We start from the raw sequence: 23604 nt of genomic DNA, 5'->3' as shown, positions 1-23604 counted from the left end.
AGACGGCAACTCTGACAGAGACCGCCTTGGTCTTGGCTGCGATTCCCGGGGTGTCGGGCGCTGACCGGGCTCCTCGTCACCCCCGCATGGGATGATGGTGCGATGCCCGAGACGACGCCTCCGGACCCTGCTGCGCCCCGGGACACCAGCACTCCCCCGCAGCGCGACGCCCGGTCCGTCGAACGGGAACACGACCGTCGTGAGCAGGCGCCGTGGGGCATCCAGCAGTGGGAGACAGCGATCCCCGAGCCGATCCTGCACCGCGCGGCCCGGATCGAGGACGCCGTGCAGGAGTTCCGCGAGCAGCACGCCCGGAAGCGCGGCCAGGTCCCGACCGTGATCCCGTACACGGGGTACGGCGCGCCGGGGTGGGTCCGCGTGCTCTGCCGGGTGCTCCTGACCCGCCGCGGCCTGGCGTCGGACGTGTCGTACTCCGGGGTCCGCGGCTGGCGCAGCTTCACGAGCGTCGCCGTCGACCACGCCGAGGTCACGATCACGGCGGGGGGCTCGACGCACACCGTGACGAGCGACCGCGGCGGCGTGGTCGACACGATCGTCCCGATCGACCTCGAACCGGGCTGGCAGAAGATCCGGCTGTCCGCCGGCGGCATGCGCGACGTCGACGCCGACGTCTTCGTGGTGCACCCGGACACCCGCTTCGGCCTGCTCTCCGACATCGACGACACCGTGATGGTCACGAGCCTCCCCCGTCCGATGCTGGCGGCGTGGAACTCCTTCGTGCTGACCGAGCACGCCCGCCGTCCGGTGCCCGGCATGTCGGTCCTCTACGAACGCGTCCTCGCGCAGCACCCGGGCGCGCCGACGGTCTACCTGTCCACCGGTGCCTGGAACGTCGCGCCCACCCTCGGGCGGTTCCTCTCCCGCAACATGTACCCGTCCGGCACGCTCCTGCTCACCGACTGGGGCCCGACGCACGACCGCTTCTTCCGCAGCGGGCAGCAGCACAAGCAGGACAACCTGCGGCGCCTCGCCCGGGACTTCCCGGACGTGCAGTGGCTCCTCGTCGGCGACGACGGCCAGCACGACGAGCACCTGTACGGCGAGTTCGTCCGCGAGCACCCCGACAACGTCGCCGCGGTCGCCATCCGGCAGCTCTCCACGAGCGAGGCCGTCCTCGCCGGTGGCCGTTCCCGGGCGCAGGAGCGGACGAGGGACTCGACGAAGCCCTGGGTCTACGCACCCGACGGTGCCGGGCTCTGGACGGAGCTCGGCCGGGTCGGGATCGCCGACGTCGACTGACCGACCGCCCGCCCTGCTCGTCCGGACCGCGCCGCTTCGCCCGAAGTGATGCCGGGTGTGATCTGAACGCACCCTCAGCGCAGGTGCCCACGGGGACCGGGTGGTTCGATCGAGGACATGGCTCAGCGCATCGAGGACCACGCCCTCATCGGGGACTGCCACACCGCTGCTCTCGTGACGCGGGACGGCGACGTCGACTGGGCGTGCCTGCCCCGGTTCGACAGTGCCTCCACCTTCGCCGCGCTGCTCGGCGACGAGCACGACGGGCAGTGGTCGCTCCGCCCGACCGACGGCACCGCGACCCCCGTCCGCCGACACGACGGCGACTCCCTCGTGCTGTCGACGGTGTGGACGACCCCGACCGGCGTCGTCGAGGTCACCGACTTCATGCCGGTCGACGAGCACCGCGCCTCGATCGTCCGGCGGGTGCGCGGCCTCACCGGCTCCGTCGAGGTGCGACAGGTGCTCCGCATCCGGTTCGGCTACGGCGACGTCCTCCCCTGGATCCGCCAGGTCGGGGACGACGACGAGCCCGTGCTCGTCGCCACGGCCGGTCCGGACGCGGTCGTCGTCCGCGGGCCCCGGTTCCGCGCGGACGACCACCGGCACGTCGTGACGACGACCATCCACGACGGTGACGTCCTCGACACCACGCTCACCTGGTTCCCGTCGCACCGCGAACCCCCGGAGCCGTTCGACGTCGACGATGCACTCCACCGGACCCGCGACTGGTGGCACGACTGGACGTCCCGGACGCGGGCCGAGGGCACGTACGCGCCCGCCGTCCGGAGTTCGCTCATGTACCTGCGGGCGATGACCCACGCCGAGACCGGCGGCGTCGTGGCGGCCGCGACCACGAGCCTCCCGGAGGACCCCGGCGGCGAACGCAACTGGGACTACCGCTTCGTGTGGCTCCGCGACGCGTCCATGGCGCTCGCGTCCCTCATCGCCCACGGGTACCGCGACGAAGCCGCCGACTGGCGCAGGTGGTTGCTCCGTGCGATCGCCGGGGACCCGGACGACGTGCAGATCATGTACGGCATCGCCGGCGAACGCGAGCTGCCGGAACGGACACTGGAACACCCGACCGGCTACGCCGACTCGACGCCGGTCCGCGTCGGCAACGGCGCGTACACGCAGTACCAGGGCGACGTGTTCGGCGAGGTGCTGTCGGCGCTGCACGACGCCCGCGAGCTCGGCGTCGAGGAGAGCGGGGCCTCGTGGTCGCTGCAACGCGCCCTGCTCGCGCACGTCGAGGAGCACTGGCAGGACGCGGACAACGGGATCTGGGAGATGCGTGGGCCGCGGCGGCACTTCACACACTCGCGGGCGATGATCTGGGCTGCCTTCGACCGCGGGGTCGCCGCCTGCGAGGAGTTCGGGCTCGAGGGACCGGTCGAACGGTGGCGGTCCCTGCGCGACCAGGTGCGCGCCGAGATCGAGGAGCACGCCTGGAACGCCGAGCGTGGCTCCTACCGGCAGCACTACGACACCGACGAGGTCGACGCCAGCCTGCTCGTCCTGCCGCAGATCGGGTACTGCCGGCCGGACGACCCGCGGATGCTCGGGACCGTCGCGGCGATCGAGGAGGACCTGCGCGTCGGCGACGACGGCCTCGTGCTGCGGTACCGGACGTCCTCCGGCTTCGACGGACTGAGCGGGACGGAGCACCCGTTCCTCGCCTGCTCGTTCTGGCTCGTCGAGCAGTACGCCGGTTCCGGGCGCCTGGCCGACGCCGAGCGGCTCATGGACGTGCTCGTCGGCTACGCGAACGACGTCGGCATGCTCTCCGAGGAGGTCGACGTCGCCACGGGGCACCACATCGGCAACACCCCGCAGGCGCTGTCGCACCTCACCCTCGTCACGGCGGCCGACGCGATCGCGCGGGCGCAGGGCGCGGCCGCGGGTCACCGGACGCGCGCGGCGCAGCACAGCGGCGGCACGGCGAGCGTCACCGGTGCCGGCGCGCGAGCGGGGAACACCGCCTGACCCGCGGGCGGGCTGCTCCGCGGCGGCCCTCGAGGTTCGGGAACTGCGGGACCCGCTCCGCGAGGTTCGACAACGTCGGAACCCCGCTCGGCGAGGTTCTGCGATGTCGGGACCCCGCGCGGCCAGGTTCCGGAACTGCGGAACCCCGCCGCGCGCACACGGCGTGTCCTGGAACCTCGACGAGCACACCCCCAGCCCACCGGCCCGGCAACAGCGGCCCGCTCGGCAACCAGCGGTCCGCTCCGTAACCAGCGCCCGGCTCTGCCCGGAACGGACGGGAGGCCCGGTACCAACTGGTACCGGGCCTCCTGTCAGGACGTCGTGCCGTGCGTCAGGACGAGCTGACCCACTCGGCCGGCCCACGGGAACCGGCGCGGTACTCCTCGAGCGGGACCGCTCCGGACTTCCACGCCGAGACGACCGGCTCGACGATCTCCCAGCAGCGCTCCGCCACGTCACCGCGGATGGAGAGCAGCGGGTCGTCGTGGAAGATGCCGTTGAGCACCTCGCCGTAGGGCGTCAGCTCGCCGTCGTCGAAGGACGACGACAGGGTGACCTGGCCCATCTCGAACGGGTTGCCGCCACCGTTCGCCGAAACCGACAGCTCGATCTCGTCCGGGTTGAGGACGATGCGCAGCGTGTCGGCCTTCGGGCGACCGGTCAGGCCGGACGGCAGGCGGGTCACCGGCTTGAAGGTGATGAGCACCTCCTTGCGGCTCGCGCCGAGCGCCTTGCCCGAGCGGAGGGTGAAGGGGACGCCGGCCCAGCGGGCGGTGTCGACCTCGACCTCGATCTCGGCGAGCGTCTCGGTCTCGCGCGACGCGTCGACGCCGTCCTCCTCCTGGTACGAGGGGAGCTCCTTGCCGTCGATCGTGCCGGCGGTGTAGACCGCGCGACGGGAGGCGATGGTGGCGTCGTCGCCCTTGAGGCGGGTGGAGCGGAGCACACGGGCCAACGAGGACCGGAACTCGACCGAGTCGATCGCGGCCGGGGCGTCCATGGTCACGAGGGCCAGGATCTGCAGCAGGTGCGACTGGATCATGTCGACGAGGGCGCCTGCCTCGTCGTAGTACTGGGCGCGGTTCTCGAGGCCGAGGGTCTCGTCGTAGAAGACGTCGACCTTCTCGATGTTCTCGGCGTTCCAGATCGGCTCGAACAGGCGGTTCGCGAAGCGCAGGCCGATGATGTTGAGCACCGTCGTGCGACCGAGGAAGTGGTCGGTGCGGTGGACCCGCTCCTCCGGAACCAGCTCGAGCACGGTCTTGTTGAGTGCCTCGGCCGACGCGACGTCGGTGCCGAACGGCTTCTCGAACGCCAGGGTGGTGCCCTCGGGGAGCTCGACGTCCTGCAGGGCCTCGCAGATGTCCGAGGCGATCTGCGGCGGGAGGGCGAAGTACAGGATCGGCTCGGCGTCGGCCGCGGCGAGCAGCGCCTTCAGGTGCTCCGGGTCGGTGGGGTCGCCCTGGATGAACTGCGTCGACTCGATGGTCGCGTCGACCTCCGGGCCCGTCACGTCCTGCGACGCGAACGACTTCGTGACGATGTCCTTCCACTGCTCCTCGCTGCGGGCGCTGCGACCCGTGCCGATGAGCTGCACCGGGACCGACCGGCCGCTCTGGAGGAACGTGCCGAGACCGGGCAGGAGGAGGCGGGAGGCGAGGTCGCCCGTCGCGCCGAAGATGATGAGGGTGCGCTTGTCGGTCACCTGAGGTGACTCCTTTCGCTTGTGGACGGTCCGCTGGACCTCAGGCCGCGAGCATGCGGTCCTCAGGACCCAAGGCCCATCGTGCCCGGGTTGTTCCCGGGCCGTTGTCGAGAAGTGGGCGATGTGGATGACCGGGGCGTCGAGCTCTCCTGTGGAGGCCCGGATCACCCCGGACGCAGTTCGGGCGGCACCGAGATGGTGCCGCCCGAAGCGCGTGGAGTGGAGGTCAGTGCCCGAAGTTGCCGCGGTAGTACTCGTAGACCCAGCCGACCAGGGTGATCGCGACGAGCGCGAGACCGATCGGCACGATCCACAGACCGGCGGCGACGCCGAGGAAGCAGACCGCGATGGCCGCGGCCAGGAAGATCGGCCACCACGACCACGGGCTGAAGTGCCCGAGCTCGGCGTCGCCGTCCTCGATGTTCGCGTCCTGGCGGTCCTCCGGCAGCACCCCGCCCTGTGCCGACATGACGCGGCCCAGGTAGAAGGCGATGAACGCGGACATGATCCCGGTCAGGCCGATCGAGAGGGTACCGACCCACTCGATGTTGCCGTAGTAGATGACCGACCAGATCGTGTACGCGGCGTCCGCGATCACGAAGAAGATGAACAGGATCCAGAACAGATTGGTGTTGGCGCGCATGGCGTGTTACTTCACCTCGCCCTTCGCGGCGTCGTAGGTCGGAGCGTCGGGAGCGTCCTTCGCGGGTCCCACACCGACCGGCACGCCGGCTTCCGGGTGGTTCAGGTCGAACGCCGGGGACTCCGAACGGATCCGCGGGATCGACGTGAAGTTGTGCCGCGGCGGCGGGCAGGAGGTCGCCCACTCGAGCGAGCGGCCGTATCCCCACGGGTCGTTCACGGCGACCTTCGGCGCGTTCCGAGCCGTCACGTAGACGTTGAAGATGAACGGCAGGAACGAGATGCCGAGGATCATCGAGCCGACCGTGGACACCTGGTTCATCCACGTGAAGTTGTCGTCCGGCAGGTAGGTCGCGTACCGACGGGGCATGCCCACGACACCGAGCCAGTGCTGGATGAGGAACGTCGTGTGGAACCCGACGAAGAGCAGCCAGAAGTGGATCTTGCCGAGACGCTCGTTGAGCATCTTGCCCGTGAACTTCGGCCACCAGAAGTAGAAGCCGGAGAACATCGCGAACACGACGGTGCCGAAGACCACGTAGTGGAAGTGCGCGACGACGAAGTACGAGTCGGACACGTGGAAGTCGAGCGGCGGCGAGGCGAGGATCACGCCGGTCAGGCCACCGAACGTGAAGGTGACGAGGAAGCCGATCGCCCAGAGGATCGGGGTCTCGAACGTCACCGAGCCGCGCCACATGGTGCCGACCCAGTTGAAGATCTTCACGCCGGTCGGGACCGCGATGAGCATCGTCATGAGCGAGAACCACGGCAGCAGCACGCCGCCGGTGACGTACATGTGGTGCGCCCACACCGTGATCGACAGGGCCGCGATGGTGATGGTCGCGTAGACGAGGGTCTTGTACCCGAAGATCGGCTTGCGGCTGAAGACCGGGAAGACCTCGGAGACGATGCCGAAGAACGGCAGCGCGATGATGTACACCTCGGGGTGCCCGAAGAACCAGAACAGGTGCTGCCAGAGCAGTGCCCCACCGTTGGCCGGGTTGAAGATCTGAGCGTCGAACACGCGGTCGAGACCGAGGCCGAACAGCGCCGCCGCGAGGACCGGGAAGGCCATCAGCACGAGGAGGCTCGTCACGAGGACGTTCCAGGTGAAGATCGACATGCGGAACATCGTCATGCCCGGGGCACGCATCGTGATGATCGTGGTGATGAAGTTGACCGCACCGAGGATCGTGGAGAAGCCGGTCATGCCGAGACCGAAGACCCACAACGTGCCACCCAACCCTGGTGTGAACGTCGTGTCACTCAGTGGCGCATAGGCGAACCACCCGAACGAAGCTGCACCCTGCGGGGTGAGGAAGCCGCCGACGGCGATGGCGCTGCCGAAGAAGTACATCCAGAACGCCAGGCCGTTCAGACGCGGGAACGCCACGTCCGGCGCGCCGATCTGCAGCGGCATGATCGCGTTCGCGAAGCCCGAGAAGAGCGGCGTCGCGAACATCAGCAGCATGATCGTGCCGTGCATCGTGAAGAGCTGGTTGTACTGCTCCTTGGTCGGCACGACCTGGAGACCCGGCTCGAACAGCTGCGCGCGGATGACGAGCGCCATGATGCCCGCGAGCAGGAAGTAGAGGAACGAGGTGATCAGGTACATGTACCCGATCGTCTTGTGGTCGGTGGACGTCGCCCACCGCACGATGATGTTGCCCTTGCGACCGACCTTCGATGCCTGGAAGTCCGGCGTCGAGGGCCTGGTGGTCGCCTGGCCGACGAATGACGTTGTCATTGAGACGCGCCCTTACTTCTTGTCGCTCGACGCCTCGGCAGGCGCCTCGTTGTTCGGCTGGTTCGTGTTGGTGTCGTACTCGTTGCCGAGCAGACCGACGTTGCCCTCGTCTGCGAGGGACTGGAGGTAGTCGTCGTACTCCGCCTGCGACACGACCTTCACCTGGAAGAGCATCAGCGAGTGGTACTCACCGCAGAGCTCGGCACACTTGCCCTGGTACGTGCCTTCCTTCTCCGGGATGAAGTACTCGTAGTTCGTCTTCCCCGGGAGCATGTCCTTCTTGTAGAGGAAGTCGATGACCCAGAAGGAGTGGTTGACGTCGCGCGAGCTGAGCTCGATCTCGACCTTCTTGCCGACCGGCAGGTACAGCGTCGGGAGCAGCGACTCGTCGACCGCCCCGCCGCCGTTCTCTTCTTCCTGGGCCTGGATGCCCTGGTAGTAGACGCTGTCGTTCGGGTTCTTCTGGTCGATGTAGTTGAAGTCCCAGCCCCAGCGCTTGCCGTAGACGTGCACGGTGGCGTCCGGCTGCGCGAAGGGCTTCTCGATCGCTTCCTGGTCCTTCGCGGTGAAGGCGAAGAAGCCGAGCACGAGGATGAGCGGCACGAGCGTGTAGAAGATCTCGAGCGGCATGTTGTACCGCATCTGCACGGGCAGGCCGGTCTGGCCCTTCCGGCGGCGGTAGACGATCGCGGCCCAGATGACGAGGCCCCACACGATCAGACCGACCGCCAGCAGGACGATCCAGCTCGTCGTCCACAGGCCGACGATGCGGCTCGTGTGGTTGGTGACGTCCTTCGTCTCCTCCGTGCCGGGGAGCCATCCGTTCAGCTGCTGCTGCGAGCAACCAGCCAGTGCGATGACCAGACCGACGGCCACCGGGACGGCCGCCCAACGTATACGGCGATTCGAACGCACTGTTACCTCTCGGAAAGACGTGGGCCGGATCCAGTCGGTGGTCGACTGGCTGACGACGAGGATCCCGTCGACGAGCTCCGCGGTCGGCACGAGGCCGGCACATGGGTGGCTCCCAGCTTGGTTGGAACACTCCTAGCTTACTCGCAGCCGTCGACACCGAGCGCACAACCGACACGCGTTGTGGACGGAACGAGGGCTGCGGAAGCCGGTTTCCCCTGGTCATCGACGTCGGGGAACCGGTCCGGGGACGCGAACGGGGAGCGACCGTGTCGGTCGCTCCCCGTTCGCGTGTCGGATCGTCGGACGATCAGTGGAAGCTGTCGCCACACGCGCAGCTGCCCTGCGCGTTCGGGTTGTCGATCGTGAAGCCCTGCTTCTGGATGGTGTCCTCGAAGTCGATCGTGGCGCCGTCGAGGTAGGGGACGCTCATCTTGTCGACGACGACCTCCACCCCGTCGAACTCCGCGGTGGCGTCACCGTCGAGGAGCCGCTCGTCGAAGTACAGCTGGTAGATCAGGCCCGAGCAGCCGCCGGGCTGGACGGCGAGGCGCAGGCGGAGGTCGTCGCGGCCTTCCTGCTCGAGCAGGCTGGCCACCTTCGCCGAAGCCGCGTCGCTCAGCAGCACACCGTGCGACGGGGCGTCGGTCGCTGCTTCGGTCGTGATGGTGTCGCTCATCGGCGTCTCCCTCGTTGGCGGTGACGTTCACCGGCCGTCGCGTCGATTCTAAGCACGCGCACCGACCTCCGGGACCCCGGTTCAGCACCTGTGGAGGAGACACCTCATGCGCGGCCCTGCAGGCGGGCGAGCAGGACGGCCTCGGACAGGACGGCACGGTGCAGCACGCCGAGGTGCTGCGACTCGTTGGGGCTGTGCGCCCGGGTGTCCGGGTCCTCGACGCCGGTCACGAGGATCTGCGCCTCCGGGAACTCCGCGGCCAGGTCCGAGACGAACGGGATGGACCCGCCGATGCCCTGCTCCACCGGGTCGGTGCCCCAGCCCTCGGACATCGCGGTGCGGGCCTCGCGGACCGCCCAGCCGGACGCGTCCACCAGGAAACCGTCACCGGTGTCGACCTCCGTGATCTCCATCCGGGCGCCGAAGGGGACGCGATCGCGGAGGTGGGCCTCCACGGCGGCGAACGCCTCGGTGGCGGCCTGGCCGGGCGCGACCCGTACCGACACCCGCGCCGAGACGGTGGGCAGCAGCGTGTTCGACGCGTTCGCGACGCTCGGGACGTCGAGACCGGTCACGGTGATCGACGGCTGGAACCACATCCGGGACAGCACGGGACCGCTGCCCACGGGACGCGCACCGTCGACCAGGGCGGCCTCGGCCGCGAAGTCCGCCTCGGAGCGCTCCGGCACGGGCGCGTCGTGCGCGGTCAGCCCCGCGACCGCGACCGCTCCGTCGTCGTCGTGCAGCGAGGCGAGCAGACGCACCATCGGCATCATGGCGTCCGGCGCCGCTCCCCCGTACATGCCGCTGTGGCTCGCGTGCTCGAGGGTCGTCACGGTGAGCTTGAAGGTGGTGTTGCCGCGCAGGGACACCGTGATCGCCGGCACCTCGGTCGACCAGTTGTCGCTGTCCGCGACGACGATGACGTCGGCGGCGAGGTGGTCACGCTGCTCCCGCAGGAACGTACGGAAGGAGCGGGAGCCGAACTCCTCCTCGCCCTCGACGAACAGCACGATGCCGACGTCCAGGTCGTCGCCGAACTGGGCGCGCACGGCACGGAGCGCCGCGACGTGGGTCATCACGCCGGCCTTGTCGTCCGAGGCACCGCGCCCGTACAGGCGGTCACCGCGGAGCGTCGGCTCGAACGGCGGGGTCTCCCAGAGCGCGTCGTCGCCCTGCGGCTGCACGTCGTGGTGCGCGTACAGCATGACGGTCGGCTTGCCGTTGCGGGCAGGGCGCACCGCGAGCACCGCCGGCTGGCCGAGTTCGGTGTCCGTGTCGGCAGTGTCGGTCGGGGTGTCGCCCTCGACGGCGGAGCGGATGATGCGGACCTCGTCGAACACACCGGTCGACCGCACCAGATCGGCCACCGCCTCCGCGCTGCGCTGCACCTGGGCGGGGTCGAACGCGGACCACGACACCGACGGGATGCGGACCAGGGCGGACAGGTCGGCGATCGTCGTGGGCAGTGCACCGTGCACGTGCTCGCGCAGCGCCTCGAGCAGGGCGGGGTCGGTCGCGGGTGCCTGGGACCCGGCGTCGGGGCTGTGCTTCTCGGAGTCGGTCATGGCCGGTAATCTAGAGGACGTCCAGCCCGCACAACGCCGTTAGGAACCACCGTGGCGAAGGCAGCCCCCAAGACCAACGTGACCGTGAACCCCGGTGACGACGACCTCGTCGCACACGGCAAGGGTCGCCCGACGCCCTCGCGACGCGAGCGGGAAGCCGCGAACCGGCGTCCGATCGTCGGCAACTCCCCCGCGGACAAGAAGGCCGCCCGGGCGCGTCTGAACACCGAGCGCGAGCGTGCGCGGGTCGGCATGGCGAACGGCGAGGAGCGCTACCTCCCGGCGAAGGACCGGGGCGAGGAGCGCCGCTTCATCCGCGACTTCATCGACGCCCGCTGGAACGTCGGCGAGGTCATGATGCCCGTCCTCGTGCTCTTCCTGATCGTCGGCTTCGTCGCCGCGCAGACGCCCGCGGCCTCGTACTCGCTGCTGTTCATCTGGGCGTTCGTGCTGCTCTTCGTGCTCGACTGCACGGTCATCTGGTTCATGCTGCGTCGACGCTTCGCCGCCGCCGGCCGGACCTTCCAGCGCGGGAACTTCCTCTACATCCTCACGCGCGGGTGGCAGCTGCGGTTCCTCCGCCTGCCCAAGCCGCAGGTCAAGCGCGGGCAGTACCCGACGCTCTGACACAGATTCGACGCTCTGACACAGACCCATTGCTCTGAAACAGGGCCTTCCGCCGGCGGCCGGCGGACGAGAGCGCCGTCGACCTCCGGGTCGGCGGCGCTCTCGTCGTCCAGGGGCGCCGATCGCGTCGGGCGATCGGCCGGGAGGCGCGGCGCCAGCCCGACGCGCACCTCCCGCTGACGGGCGGCTCGGTTCCAGCCCGACGCGCACCTCCCGCTGACGGGAGGCCCGGTACCAGCCCGGCGCGCGCCTCCCGGCCGACGGTGCGCAACGCGGGACGCAGGTCGCGGTCCGGCATGGGACGGGTCGTCAGCGGAGCAGCACGACGCACTGCGTCGTCCGCGGAGCCGTTGACGCATCAGCTGTGGCGCAGTCGCGTCAGCTGCGGCGCAGTCGCGTCAGCTGTGGCGCAGTCGCCGCCGCCGGAGCCGGTTGATCCGCATCGCCCAGGTCGGCCCCTCGTAGAGGAACGCGGTGTAGCCCTGCACGAGCGTCGCACCGGCCTCGATCCGCGCCTGGACGTCCGCCTCCGACGTGACGCCGCCCACCGCGATGACGCAGAACCCCGCGGGCACGGCGGCACGGACGCGTCGCAGCACCGCGAGCGAGCGCTCCCCGAGCGGTGCGCCGGACAGCCCGCCCGCACCCATCGCCCGGACGTCGGCGGCCGGGGTGGTCAGTCCGCCGCGCTCGACGGTGGTGTTCGTCGCGATGACCCCGGCCAGGCCCAGGTCGACCGCGAGTCCGGCGATGGCGTCGATCTGCTCGTCCGTCAGGTCCGGCGCGATCTTGACGAGGACCGGGGTGCGCCCGGCGGCCTCGTGCACGGCGGCGAGCAGCGGGCGGAGGTGGTCGAGTTCCTGCAGTCCGCGGAGGCCCGGCGTGTTCGGCGAGCTGACGTTCACGGCCAGGTAGTCGGCGAAGGGCGCGAGCAGGCGCGTCGATTCGAGGTAGTCCTCGACGGCGTCCTCGACCGAGACCACCCGGCTCTTCCCGATGTTCACGCCGATGACCGGGCGCCCCGGGTTCCGGCGGGCACGCTCGAGGCGTCCGGCGGCCTTGACGGCGCCGTGGTTGTTGAAGCCCATCCGGTTGATGAGCGCACGGTCGGCGATCAGTCGGAAGAGCCGCGGACGCTCGTTGCCCGGCTGGGGTCGCGCCGTGACGGTGCCGACCTCGACGTGCCCGAACCCGAGCACGCCGAGTCCGGCGATCGCGCGGGCGTCCTTGTCGAACCCGGCGGCCATCCCGAACCGGGACGGGAAGTGGATGCCCATCGTGGTGATCCCGTCCTCGGCGGACGGCCGCGCGGAGCGCTCGACGGCACCGGCGACGACGGGCACCTTCGGCAGCCACCGGATGACGGCGAACGCGAGGTGGTGCGCCCGTTCGGGGTCCATCTTCGCGAAGACCGTGCGGAACACCACGCCGTAGCCGGCGCGGACGAGCGTCTCGACGCCGCTCACGCGCTGGCGCCGTCCGTGCTGCGGTCGGGGGCGCGGAGCTCCCGGGGGCCGGCGTGGTGGTCGATCCGCAGCTGCCCGATCGCGTCCTCGAAGTCCTCGAGCGAGTCGAACGCCTGGTACACGCTCGCGTAGCGGAGGTACGCGACCTCGTCGAGCTCGCGGAGCGGGCTGAGGATGGCCAGGCCGATGTCGTTCGCCTCGATCTGGCTCGCGCCGGAGGACCGCACGATCTCCTCCACCCGCTGCGCGAGCACCGCGAGGTCGGAGTCCGTCACCGGGCGCCCCTGGCAGGCCTTCCGTACGCCGGAGATGATCTTCTCGCGACTGAACGGTTCGAGGACGCCGTTGCGCTTGACGACGCTGAGCGACGCGGTCTCGGTCGTCGAGAACCGCCGCCCGCAGTTCGGACACTGGCGGCGGCGGCGGATGGAGGTTCCGTCGTCGCTCGTCCGGGAGTCGACGACGCGGGAGTCCGGGTGGCGGCAGAAGGGGCAGAACATGGCGCCCCCAGGCTAGCGGTTCGTGCGTTCCGACACGGCCGCACCGTGCGCCGGCAGCTGTTCCTCGGTCGAGAGCGCCACGATGTGCGGGACCACCTCGGCGAGTGCCTGCGCGGTGTACCGCACCACCTGCTGGGGCCGGAGGAAGGTGGACGCGGACAGCCCGGAGCCGAACCGTGCCTGGCCGCCGGTCGGCAGGACGTGGTTCGACCCGGCCAGGTAGTCACCGAGGCTGACGGGCGCGTGCGGCCCGACGAACACCGCGCCGGCGGCGTCGATGTCCGCGAGCACGGCGTCGTCGTCCGCGGTCTGGATCTCGAGGTGCTCCGGCCCGTACGCGTTGCTCACGGTCGCGGCGTCGGTGAGCGAGTTCACCAGGACGATCGCGGACTGCGGTCCGTCGAGCGCTGTCTGGAGGCGCGTGGCCGTCCCGAGCACCGCCGTGCGCTCCGGGATCACCGCCTCCACCGCGTCGGCGAACGCGGCCGAGGTCGTCACGAGCACGCTGCCGGCCTGCTCGTCGTGCTCCGCCTGGCTGATGAGGTCGGCGGCGACGTACCCGGGGTCGGCCGTGTCGTCGGCGATCACGAGGATCTCGGAGGCACCGGCCTCGGAGTCGATGCCGACGACGCCCCGGACGAGGCGCTTCGCGGCGGCGACGTAGTTGTTCCCCGGGCCGGTGACCAGGTCGACCGGGTCGAGACCGATCTCGGGCACGCCGTACGCCAGCGCGCCGACCGCGCCGGCGCCGCCCATCGCGTAGACCTCGTCCACGCCGAGCAGTCCGGCCGCGGCGAGGATCGTCGGGTGCACGCGTCCCCCGTGGTCGCGCTGCGGCGGGGAGACGAGGGCGATGGAGCCGACGCCGGCGACCTGCGCGGGGACGACGTTCATGACGACGCTCGACGGGTAGACGGCCTTGCCGCCGGGCACGTAGAGGCCGACGCGACGCATGGGCTGCCACCGCTGGTGCACCTCGGCTCCGTCGGCGAGCGTGGTCACGGACCCGGTGGGCACCTGCGCCGCGCTGGCGGCCCGGACCCGGCGGATCGCCTCGTCGAGGGCGACCCGGAGCTCGGGTGCGAGGCCCGCGACGGCCGCGTCGATCTCGGCGGCCGGGACCCGCACGTGCTCCGGCGCTCCACCGTCGAAGCGTTCCGCCTGCTCGTGCAGCGCGGCCGCGCCGTGCTCGCGGACGGCGTCCACGAGGTCCCGGGCCGCGGCCGTGGCGCTGCTGACGTCACCGGCGGCACGCGGCATGAGACGGAGGAGTTCGGCGCGGGGCGGGAGCCCGCCGCGGAGGTCGATTCGCTGCATCATGAGGCCCCCAGCGTACCGAGCACCACCGTCGGCCGGGGACGACGGCGGTGCTCGGTCGCGGTTGGGGCCGGAGCCGTCAGACCAGGCAGCGCGGCCCGAGCAGGCTCTTCAGCTCGCCGAACAGGTCCGGTGTCAGCGCGACCGGGAACGGCAGCTCGAACGTCCGGGCGACGTCGTCCTTGAGGAGCTTCAACCGCACCTCGGTGTCGCCCTGGTGCCGACCGAGCACGGCCGCCAGTTCGGTCACCGTCTGTGTGGTGGCCTGGCGCTCCGGCAGGGACAGCGTGAGCGGCCCGGACCCCATCGCGTCGCCGACGTTCGGCTGGAACATGCTCACGGCGTGCAGGGCCTTGCCGTCGTCGCGGACGTTGACGCGGCCGCGCAGGACCACGATCGAGTCCGGGACGAGCGACGGCCCGAACTCCTGGTACGTCTTGCCGAGGAACATCACGCCGATCTGGCCGCCGAAGTCCTCGATGTCGACGATCCCGTACGGGTTGCCGCTCGTCTTCGCCACGCGGTGCTGCACGCTCGTCAGGAGCCCGGCGACCGTGACCGTCTCGCCCTCCACCGAGTCGTCCGCTCCGAGCAGGTCGGCGATGGTGATCGACTGGTGCTTCGCGAGTTCGATCTCGAGCCCGGCGAGCGGGTGGTCCGACACGTAGAGCCCGAGCATGTCCCGCTCGAACGCCAGCTTGTCGCGCTTGGACCACTCCGGCCGCTCCGGCACCTGGGACACCGTGAGCGATGCGGGCTGCTCCTCCGCGACCTCGGCGAACAGGGAGTCGAAGTCGAACCCGACGTTGCCGTTGGCCTCGTCGCGCTTGACCTTCACCGCGGCCTCGACCGCGCCCTCGTGGATCTCGACCAGGGCACGGCGGCTGTCGCCGAACCCGTCGAACGCGCCCGCCTTGATGAGCGACTCGACCGTCCGCTTGTTCGCCGACGAGATCGGGATCTTGCGGAGGAAGTCGTGGAAGGACTCGAAGGCGCCCTTCTCGGTGCGCGCCGCAACGATGTCGTCGACGACGTTGAACCCGACGTTGCGGATGGCTCCCATGCCGAAACGGATGTCGTCCCCGACGGCGGCGAAGAACCCGATCGACTCGTTCACGTCCGGCGGCATGACCCGGATGCCCATCCTGCGGCACTCGTTCAGGTAGAGCGCGAGCTTGTCACGGGCGTCGCCGACGCTCGTCAGCAGCGCCGCCATGTACTCGGCCGGGTAGTGCGCCTTGAGGTACGCGGTCCAGAACGACACGACGCCGTACGCGGCCGAGTGCGCCTTGTTGAAGGCGTAGTCGGAGAACGGCAGCAGGATGTCCCACAGCGTCCCGATCGCCGCGTCGGAGTACCCGTTGTCCTTCATGCCCTGCTGGAACCCGGCGTACTGCTTGTCCAGCTCGGACTTCTTCTTCTTGCCCATCGCGCGGCGGAGGATGTCCGCCTGGCCGAGGGAGAACCCGGCGACCTTCTGCGCGATGGCCATGACCTGCTCCTGGTAGATGATCAGGCCGTAGGTCCCGCCGAGGATCTCCGCCAGGGGCTCCTCGAGCTCGGGGTGGATCGGGGTGATCGCCTGCTCACCGTTCTTGCGCAGCGCGTAGTTCGTGTGCGAGTTCGCACCCATCGGCCCCGGTCGGTACAGGGCGATGAGCGCGGAGATGTCCTCGAAGTTGTCCGGCTTCATGAGGCGGAGGAGCCCGCGCATCGGGCCGCCGTCGAGCTGGAACACGCCGAGCGTGTCGCCGCGCTGCAGGAGCGCGTAGGCCTCGGGGTCCTCGAGGCCCATGGTCTCGAGGTCGAGGTCGATCCCGCGGTTGCTCTTGATGTTGTCGAGGGCGTCGCTGATGATCGTGAGGTTCCGGAGGCCCAGGAAGTCCATCTTGATCAGGCCGAGCGACTCCGCTGCCGGGTAGTCGAACTGCGTGACGATCTGGCCGTCCTGCTCCCGCTTCATGATCGGGATGATGTCGATCAGCGGGTCGCTCGACATGATGACGCCGGCGGCGTGCACGCCCCACTGCCGCTTCAGCCCCTCGAGCCCCAGCGCGGTGTCGAACACCGTCTTGGCCTCCGGGTCGGTCTCGACGACGGTCCGGACGTCCACGGCTTCCTTGTACCGCGGGTGGTCCTTGTCGAAGATGCCGGTGAGCGGGATGTCCTTGCCCATCACGGGCGGCGGCATCGCCTTCGTGAGCTTCTCGCCCATCCCGAAGGGGAACCCGAGCACGCGCGACGAGTCCTTGAGGGCCTGCTTCGCCTTGATCGTGCCGTACGTGACGATCTGCGCGACGCGCTCCGACCCGTACTTCTCGGTGACGTACTTGATCGCCTCACCGCGGCGCCGGTCGTCGAAGTCGACGTCGAAGTCGGGCATCGAGACGCGGTCCGGGTTGAGGAACCGCTCGAAGATGAGACCGTGCCGGATGGGGTCGAGGTCGGTGATGCGCATCGCGTAGGCGACCATCGAGCCGGCGCCGGACCCGCGACCCGGGCCGACCCGGATGCCGTTGTTCTTCGACCAGTTGATGAAGTCGGCGACCACCAGGAAGTACCCCGGGAAGCCCATCTGGTTGATGATGCCGACCTCGTAGTCGGCACGCTCCTGGACGTCGGCCGGGATGCCGCCGGGGTAGCGGTACTGCAGCCCCTTCGCCACCTCCTTCTCGAACCAGGAGTGCTCGGTCTCCCCCTCCGGCACGGGGAACTTCGGCATGTAGTTGGCGGAGGTGTCGAACTCGACGTCGCAGCGCTCGGCGATGAGGAGCGTGTTGTCACACGCCTCGAGGTTGTCGCGGAAGACGTGCCGCATCTGCGCAGGCGTCTTCAGGTAGAACTCGTCGGCGTCGAACTTGAAGCGGTTCGGGTCGTTGAGCGTCGACCCCGACTGCACGCAGAGCAGCGCCGCGTGCGAGGTGGCGTCGTGCGCGTGCGTGTAGTGCAGGTCGTTCGTGCCGACCAGCGGGATGTCGAGGTCCTTCGCCAGGCGGATGAGGTCGCTCATGATCCGGCGCTCGATCTCGAGTCCGTGGTCCATGACCTCGGCGAAGTAGTTCTCCTTGCCGAAGATGTCGCGGTAGTCCGCGGCGGCCTGGACGGCCTCGTCGTACTGCCCGAGCCGCAGACGCGTCTGGATCTCGCCCGACGGGCATCCCGTCGTCGCGATGATGCCCTCGTGGTGTTCCTGCAGGAGCTCGATGTCCATGCGGGGCTTGAAGTAGTACCCCTCGAGCGACGCCTTCGAGGACAGCCGGAACAGGTTGTGCATGCCCGTGGTGTTCTCGGCGAACATCGTCATGTGCGTGTACGAGCCGGCACCCGAGACGTCGTCACCGCCACCGTCGCCCCAGCGCACACGGGTCTTGTCCGACCGGTGGGTGCGCGGCGTGATGTAGGCCTCGGTCCCGATGATCGGCTTGACGCCGCCCGCCTTCGCGGTCTTCCAGAACTCGAACGCCCCGAACATGTTGCCGTGGTCGGTCACCGCCACGGCCGGCATGCCCTGCGCGGCGGTCTCCGCCACGAGGTCGGAGAGCCTGGCGGCACCGTCGAGCATCGAGTACTCGCTGTGCACGTGCAGGTGGACGAAGGAGTCGGAATCCGACACGGAACCTCCGGTTCGTACGGTCTGCTGCGGGGTGGGGACAGCCTAACCGCGACCGGTGACGATCCCGAGCGTGTCGCGGAGGACGCCGTGCGGTCGACCGGTTCTGCTGGTCGTGTTCCCGGTCAGGCCGCGCGGATCCGGTCGAGCGCCTGCTGCAGGTCGTCCGGGTAGGACGCCTGGAACTCCACCCACTCCCCGGTCCGCGGGTGCGCGAAGCCGAGCCGGACGGCGTCGAGCCACTGCCGGGTGAGGCCGAGCTCGCCCGCCAGCACCGGGTCGGCGCCGTACATGGTGTCGCCGACCAGCGGGTGGCGTGTCGCGGCCATGTGCACGCGGATCTGGTGGGTGCGCCCGGTCTCCAGGTGCACCTCGAGCAGGGTCGCGGACCGGAACGCCTCGAGCGTCCCGTAGTGCGTGACGCTCGGCTTGCCGTCGGCGGTGACGGCGAACTTCCAGTCGCTCGACGGGTGCCGACCGATCGGGGCGTCGATCGTGCCGGACGTCGGGTCCGGGTGGCCCTGCGCGAGCGCGTGGTACACCTTCTCGACGGTCCGCTCCTTGAACGCCCGCTTCAGGTGCGTGTAGGCGAGTTCGGTCTTCGCGACGACCATCAGGCCCGACGTGCCGACGTCGAGGCGGTGCACGATGCCCGCACGTTCGGCGGCGCCGGAGGTCGCGATCGTGAAGCCCGCGGCGGCGAGCCCACCGGGCACCGTCGGACCGTCCCAGCCCGGGGACGGATGTGCTGCCACCCCGATCGGCTTGTCGACGACGACGATGTCCTCGTCGTCGTGCACGACGGTCATGCCCGGGACGACGGCGGGGACGATGCGCGGCGGTGCCTTCGGGTGCCACTCCACCTCGAGCCACGTGTCGGCGTGCAACCGGTCGGACTTGTCGACGACGACGCCGTCGACCCGGACACCGCCGGCCGCGACGACGTCCGCGGCGAAGGACCGGCTGAAGCCGAGGAGCTTCGCGATGGCGGTGTCGACACGCTCACCGGCGAGCCCGTCGGGCACGGGCAGACTGCGGGACTCGCTCATGCTGTCCGCGTCACGTCGCGTCGTGCCCGAGGGCGTCGTGCGTGCGACCGTCGTGCCGGCTGCCGTCGGGCCGGGAGGCCCGACCCGCGTCCGGCGCGTGCCCCGCGTCCGTCGTGTCGGTGGCGTCGGCCTGTGCCGCGGCCGTCCGGCGCGCCTGCTTGTCCGACACCGACCGCGTCCCGTCGAGGTTCACCCCGAACACCACGAGCAGCACGAACACCACCATGCTGATGCAGATGAACGAGTCCGCGACGTTGTAGATCGCGGGCATCATCCACGGCGTCGAGATGAAGTCGACGACGTGCCCGCGTCCGAAGCCGGGCTCCCGGAAGAGCCGGTCGGTCAGGTTGCCGAGAGCACCGCCCAGGAGCATGCCGAGGACGAGTGCCCACCACATCGACCGGATCCGACGCGCATACACGACGATCGCGACGACCACCGCGGCCGAGATGAGCGAGAACACCCATGTCATGTTGACCGCGAAGGAGAACGCGGCACCCGGGTTGCGGACCGAGAGGAACTGCAGGGCGTCCCCGAGCACCGGGACGACGACGCCTTCCGGCAGCTCCGCGACGACGAGCGCCTTCGTGACCTGGTCGGCGGCCAGCACCACGACAGCGGCGAAGGCCAGTGCCGCGATCGCGCGTGCACTGACCTTCGCTCGTGGGACGGGTCGGTCCAACGTCAGTTGCCGAAGCCCTGCGCCGAGGCCGGGGCCGGGGCGAAGCCGGACTGCTCGGTGCTGGCCGACGAGTCGAGCTCGGCGAGCTGGCCCTGGATGTAGCTCTTGAGCTGCGCACGGTAATCGCGCTCGAACGTGCGGAGCTCGTCGATCTTGCCCTCGAGCTGCGTGCGCTCCTGGTCGAGGACCGCGACACGCTGACGGTTCTGGTTCTCGGTCTCGTCGATGATCTGACGCTGCTTCGCTTCGGCCTCGGAGACGAGGCGGGCGGCCTGCGCCTGGCCCTCGGCGATGAGGGCGTCACGCTTCTCGACACCTTCACGCACGTGCTCCTCGTGCAGACGACGAGCGAGCGTCAGGAGGTTCGTGGTGCCCTCGGTGTCCTCGTCCGGGTTGACCGTGGTGCTCGGTGCGGCGGCGGCGACCGGGGCGGGCTCCGGAGCAGCGGCGACCGGGGCCGGCTCGGGCGTCGGTGCCGGCGCGGGCTCGTCGTCCTTGGCGAGCGACGGCGCGGAGCCGGCGGACTCGAGGCGCTGGCGCAGCTCCTCGTTCTCCTGGTTCAGGCGACGCAGCTCGGCCACGATCTCGTCGAGGAAGTCGTCGACCTCGTCCTGGTCGTAGCCCTCGCGGAACTTGGTCGGCTGGAACCGCTTGTTGACTACGTCTTCCGGCGTCAAAGCCATTGCCGTCACCTCAATAGAACTGCTGAACGTGTGGAACCGGGGCCCTGCTGGCCGTCCGTGCTGAACCTACCAGCGGGACTCCCGGTGCGGATGTCCCGCCGGGGCGGGGCATCGATCCCGACCACCGTACACCGAGGGCGGGGCCGAACCGTGTCGGATCGCCGCGTGGCGCGTGTCGGACGGACCGGGATCAGACGAATCGGTAGGCCAGGGACTGGACCACGACGCGCAGGATGATGACGACGAGCATCACGATCGTCCACCCGAAGTCGAGCATCACCGGACCGAGTCGGAGCGGCGGCAGCACGCGGCGAACGGCCTTGATCGGCGGATCGGTCACCGTGTAGACGAACTCCGCGATGACGAGCAGCACGCGCTGCGGCCGCCAGCCGCGGTTGAACGACTGGACCAGGTCGAGGATGAAACGCCCCCACATGATGAAGAAGTAGAGCGTCAGGACCAGGGAGAGGATCGTGAAGATGAACACGTTTCGGCTCGCTCGTCTCGTGTGACCGGTACCGGGACGGGCCGGTCACGGGGCGGGTGGGCCTGGGTGCCGCGCGGTGTCCCGGGACCCGTCGGACCCCGGTACCGCACGGGCGGCTCAGGACTGGGCGAAGAAGTTCGCCTCGATGTCGGACTCTACCTCAGCCGGCTCGCCGCTCACTGCGATGTGCGCGGGCGACAGCAGGAAGACCTTGTTCGTGACGCGCTCGATCTTGCCGTAGAGACCGAGCGACAGGCCGCTCGCGAAGTCGATCATGCGACGGGCGTCCGTCTCGGTCATCTGCGAGAGGTTGATGATCACGGGGATGCCGTCGCGGAAGCTCTCGGCGATGGACTGGGCGTCCTTGTACTCGCGCGGGTGGACGGTGAGGATCTCGTTCATTTCCTGGACCGGGGTCGCCTTCTGTGCGGTCGTGTGCGAGCGGCGGAGCGGGGTGACCTGCGCGCCGCGCTGGGAGGTGTGCGTGGGCTTCACGGCGACGGCGGCCGGAGCCGACGCGGCCGGGGCTGCGGCCGTCGCGACCGCGGGGGCAGCGGCAGCGGGGGCGTCCTGCTGCGCCGCGGGGGTGGAGGACGGCTGGCGCGCCTGCGTCGGCGCAGCCTGCTGCTCGTCCTCGTACTCGAGTTCCTCGTCGGCGAGGCCGAGGTAGACCATCGTCTTCTTCAGGGGGTTGGCCATGGTTCCTCCGGGAAGTCCGTGCTCGTTGGTGCCCTGTGTCGAGGCTAGGGCGCGTCCGGCCGTTTCCCGGTGATTGCGGTCCCGATCCGCAGGTGTGTCGCGCCCTCTGCGATCGCCTCGGCGTGGTCGCCGCTCATGCCGGCCGAGATGTCGGTCGCGGTGGGCTCGATCGCGCGGACCCGCTCGGAGACCGCCCGGAGCCGGGCGAACGCGGCGCGGGGCTCCTCGTCGAGCGGGGCGACCGCCATCACGCCGCGCAGCCGCAGGGTCCCCGTCGCCAGGACCCGTTCCGCCAGGGCGTCGACGTCCTCGGGTGCGACACCGCCGCGTCCGGGATCGTCGGTCAGGTTCACCTGGACGAAACCGTCGAGCACGCGGGGGTCCGGTTCGGCGTCCGTCGGCGCGAAGGCGTCGACGACGCTCGCCCGGTCGAGCGACTGCACGACGTCGGCGTACCGTCGCGCCTGCCGGGCCTTCTTCGACTGCAGCTGTCCGATGAAGTGCCAGGTCAGGCCGAGGTCGGCGAGCTCGGCCGCCTTCGCCTGGGCCTCCTGGTGCCGGTTCTCCCCCACGTCGGTGACGCCGAGCGCGGCGAGCTCGCGGACCAGGGACGCCGGGTGGTACTTCGTGACGACGACGAGCGTCAGCTCGTCGACCGAGCGCCCGGCGGTCCGGGCCGCCTCGGCGATGCTGCCGCGGACGGACGCGAGCCGAGCCTCCAGTCCGGTGTGGGACGGGAGGCTCGGCTCGCTCTGGTGCCCAGCGGTCACGATGCGCTCGTGCTCACGCGGGGCCGACTCACTTCAGGAAGTCGGGGACGTCGAGTTCGTCGTCGTCGTCGAAGGCCGGGTCGGCGGCGCGCTGCGCCGGCGGCTCGTGCTCCTGCGACGCCCAGGACGGGGTCGTGTGGCCGGAGTCCTCGATGCGGTTGGACGAACCGGTGGCGACGGGCACGGTGGCACCGGCGTCCGGGTCGACGTAGCTCGAGCGGCGCTCCTGGTGCTGCTGCTGCGACGGCTCGCCGCCGTCGAAGCCGGCGGCGATGACGGTCACGCGGACCTCGTCGCCGAGGGTGTCGTCGATGACCGCACCGAAGATGATGTTCGCCTCGGGGTGGACGGCCTCCTGCACCAGGCGGGCGGCGTCGTTGATCTCGAAGATGCCGAGGTTCGAGCCACCCTGGATCGACAGCAGCACACCGTGCGCGCCGTCGATCGAGGCCTCGAGCAGCGGCGACGCGACGGCGAGTTCGGCCGCCTTGATCGCCCGGTCCGCCCCGCGGGAGGACCCGATGCCCATCAGGGCCGAGCCGGCACCCTGCATGACGCTCTTGACGTCCGCGAAGTCGAGGTTGATGAGACCCGGGGTCGTGATGAGGTCCGTGATGCCCTGGACACCGGCGAGGAGCACCTGGTCGGCCGTGGCGAACGCCTCGACCATGGAGATGCCGCGGTCGGAGATCTCGAGCAGACGGTCGTTCGGCACGACGATGAGCGTGTCGACCTCGTCCTTGAGGCTCGCGACGCCGTTCTCGGCCTGGGACTGGCGACGCTTGCCCTCGAAGCCGAACGGCTTCGTGACGACACCGATGGTGAGGGCGCCGATGGACTTCGCGATGCGGGCGACGACGGGGGCGCCACCGGTCCCGGTGCCACCACCCTCACCGGCGGTGACGAAGACCATGTCCGCACCGGCGAGGGCTTCCTCGATCTCCTCGGCGTGGTCCTCGGCGGCACGTCGGCCCACCTCGGGGTCGGCGCCGGCGCCGAGACCGCGGGTGATCTCGCGACCCACGTCGAGCTTGACGTCGGCGTCGCTCAGGAGCAGGGCCTGCGCGTCGGTGTTGATGGCGATGAACTCGACGCCGCGGAGGCCGAGTTCGATCATGCGGTTGACGGCGTTGACACCGCCGCCGCCGACACCGACCACCTTGATGACGGCGAGGTAGTTGTGGTTCGTGGTCACGTCTGTCCGGCCTCCGG

The 23604-nt window shown here is 70.0% G+C and carries 20 protein-coding genes; 3 read left to right on the top strand and 17 right to left on the bottom strand.

The genetic code is table 11. The features are described 5' to 3' along the window. Positions 1-102: 102 nt before the first annotated feature. Together DEI84_RS02930 and DEI84_RS02925 are read left to right on the top strand one after the other, a co-directional pair. Positions 103-1260, top strand: a complete 1158-nt coding sequence (locus DEI84_RS02930; RefSeq protein ID WP_110825294.1) for an App1 family protein — start codon at positions 103-105, stop codon at positions 1258-1260. Positions 1261-1377: 117 nt separating this feature from the next. Next, positions 1378-3249: a glycoside hydrolase family 15 protein gene (locus DEI84_RS02925; RefSeq protein WP_110889622.1), complete on the top strand. Its 1872-nt coding sequence runs from the start codon at positions 1378-1380 to the stop codon at positions 3247-3249. Between the two features lie 331 nt (positions 3250-3580). On the opposite strand, the gene DEI84_RS02920 is transcribed toward DEI84_RS02925, so the two are convergent. From DEI84_RS02920 to DEI84_RS02895, 6 genes are all read right to left on the bottom strand, one after another. Then, positions 3581-4954 carry a glucose-6-phosphate dehydrogenase gene (locus tag DEI84_RS02920; RefSeq protein ID WP_110889621.1) on the bottom strand — a complete coding sequence of 458 codons (1374 nt, stop codon included), beginning with the start codon at positions 4952-4954 and terminating at the stop codon, positions 3581-3583. Positions 4955-5180: 226 nt separating this feature from the next. After that, the gene (locus tag DEI84_RS02915; protein ID WP_110825291.1) at positions 5181-5597 is read right to left on the bottom strand and encodes a cytochrome c oxidase subunit 4; all 417 of its coding nucleotides are present in this window, start codon (positions 5595-5597) and stop codon (positions 5181-5183) included. 6 nt (positions 5598-5603) lie between these two features. Next, positions 5604-7343, bottom strand: a complete 1740-nt coding sequence (gene ctaD, locus DEI84_RS02910; RefSeq protein ID WP_181419595.1) for a cytochrome c oxidase subunit I — start codon at positions 7341-7343, stop codon at positions 5604-5606. Positions 7344-7355: 12 nt separating this feature from the next. Continuing rightward, positions 7356-8258: a cytochrome c oxidase subunit II gene (coxB, locus tag DEI84_RS02905; protein WP_110825512.1), complete on the bottom strand. Its 903-nt coding sequence runs from the start codon at positions 8256-8258 to the stop codon at positions 7356-7358. A 307-nt stretch (positions 8259-8565) separates the two neighbouring features. Continuing rightward, positions 8566-8934, bottom strand: coding sequence for an iron-sulfur cluster assembly accessory protein (locus DEI84_RS02900; protein WP_110825290.1), 369 nt, complete (start codon positions 8932-8934; stop codon positions 8566-8568). A 104-nt stretch (positions 8935-9038) separates the two neighbouring features. Then, positions 9039-10502 carry a dipeptidase gene (locus tag DEI84_RS02895; protein WP_110889620.1) on the bottom strand — a complete coding sequence of 488 codons (1464 nt, stop codon included), beginning with the start codon at positions 10500-10502 and terminating at the stop codon, positions 9039-9041. Positions 10503-10553: 51 nt separating this feature from the next. Here DEI84_RS02895 and DEI84_RS02890 point away from each other — a divergent pair, with 51 nt between their 5' ends. Then, positions 10554-11129, top strand: coding sequence for a DUF3043 domain-containing protein (locus DEI84_RS02890; protein ID WP_110825288.1), 576 nt, complete (start codon positions 10554-10556; stop codon positions 11127-11129). A 398-nt stretch (positions 11130-11527) separates the two neighbouring features. On the opposite strand, the gene DEI84_RS02885 is transcribed toward DEI84_RS02890, so the two are convergent. The 11 genes from DEI84_RS02885 to ftsZ all read right to left on the bottom strand — a co-directional run bounded on the left by DEI84_RS02885 (position 11528) and on the right by ftsZ (position 23587). Next, positions 11528-12529 carry a quinone-dependent dihydroorotate dehydrogenase gene (locus tag DEI84_RS02885; RefSeq protein ID WP_375537642.1) on the bottom strand — a complete coding sequence of 334 codons (1002 nt, stop codon included), beginning with the start codon at positions 12527-12529 and terminating at the stop codon, positions 11528-11530. Positions 12530-12591: 62 nt separating this feature from the next. Next, positions 12592-13095 (bottom strand): transcriptional regulator NrdR, encoded by a 504-nt coding sequence (nrdR, locus tag DEI84_RS02880; protein WP_110825286.1) that lies wholly within the window; start codon positions 13093-13095, stop codon positions 12592-12594. A 12-nt stretch (positions 13096-13107) separates the two neighbouring features. Beyond that, positions 13108-14415, bottom strand: a complete 1308-nt coding sequence (gene hisD, locus DEI84_RS02875) for a histidinol dehydrogenase (protein ID WP_110889618.1) — start codon at positions 14413-14415, stop codon at positions 13108-13110. 76 nt (positions 14416-14491) lie between these two features. Then, positions 14492-17974: a DNA polymerase III subunit alpha gene (gene dnaE / locus DEI84_RS02870; protein ID WP_375342305.1), complete on the bottom strand. Its 3483-nt coding sequence runs from the start codon at positions 17972-17974 to the stop codon at positions 14492-14494. A 173-nt stretch (positions 17975-18147) separates the two neighbouring features. Further along, on the bottom strand, positions 18148-19071 hold the full coding sequence (locus DEI84_RS02865; protein WP_110889616.1) for an RluA family pseudouridine synthase: 924 nt from the start codon (positions 19069-19071) through the stop codon (positions 18148-18150). Between the two features lie 10 nt (positions 19072-19081). Further along, a complete protein-coding gene (gene lspA, locus DEI84_RS02860; protein ID WP_258368848.1) occupies positions 19082-19753 on the bottom strand; it encodes a signal peptidase II in 672 nt (223 codons plus the stop codon). Between the two features lie 2 nt (positions 19754-19755). Further along, positions 19756-20436, bottom strand: a complete 681-nt coding sequence (locus DEI84_RS02855; RefSeq protein ID WP_110889615.1) for a DivIVA domain-containing protein — start codon at positions 20434-20436, stop codon at positions 19756-19758. A gap of 190 nt (positions 20437-20626) precedes the next feature. After that, positions 20627-20923: a YggT family protein gene (locus DEI84_RS02850; RefSeq protein ID WP_110825280.1), complete on the bottom strand. Its 297-nt coding sequence runs from the start codon at positions 20921-20923 to the stop codon at positions 20627-20629. Between the two features lie 117 nt (positions 20924-21040). Beyond that, the gene (locus tag DEI84_RS02845; protein WP_110889614.1) at positions 21041-21622 is read right to left on the bottom strand and encodes a cell division protein SepF; all 582 of its coding nucleotides are present in this window, start codon (positions 21620-21622) and stop codon (positions 21041-21043) included. A 44-nt stretch (positions 21623-21666) separates the two neighbouring features. Next, entirely contained in the window at positions 21667-22392 is a 726-nt protein-coding gene (locus DEI84_RS02840; RefSeq protein WP_110889613.1) for a YggS family pyridoxal phosphate-dependent enzyme, read from the bottom strand. Between the two features lie 28 nt (positions 22393-22420). Continuing rightward, entirely contained in the window at positions 22421-23587 is a 1167-nt protein-coding gene (ftsZ, locus tag DEI84_RS02835) for a cell division protein FtsZ (protein WP_110825277.1), read from the bottom strand. Between the last annotated feature and the right edge of the window lie 17 nt (positions 23588-23604).

Source organism: Curtobacterium sp. MCBD17_023 (assembly GCF_003224415.1).
Lineage (GTDB): Bacteria > Actinomycetota > Actinomycetes > Actinomycetales > Microbacteriaceae > Curtobacterium.
This window is presented reverse-complemented; position numbering and strand designations above follow the sequence as displayed.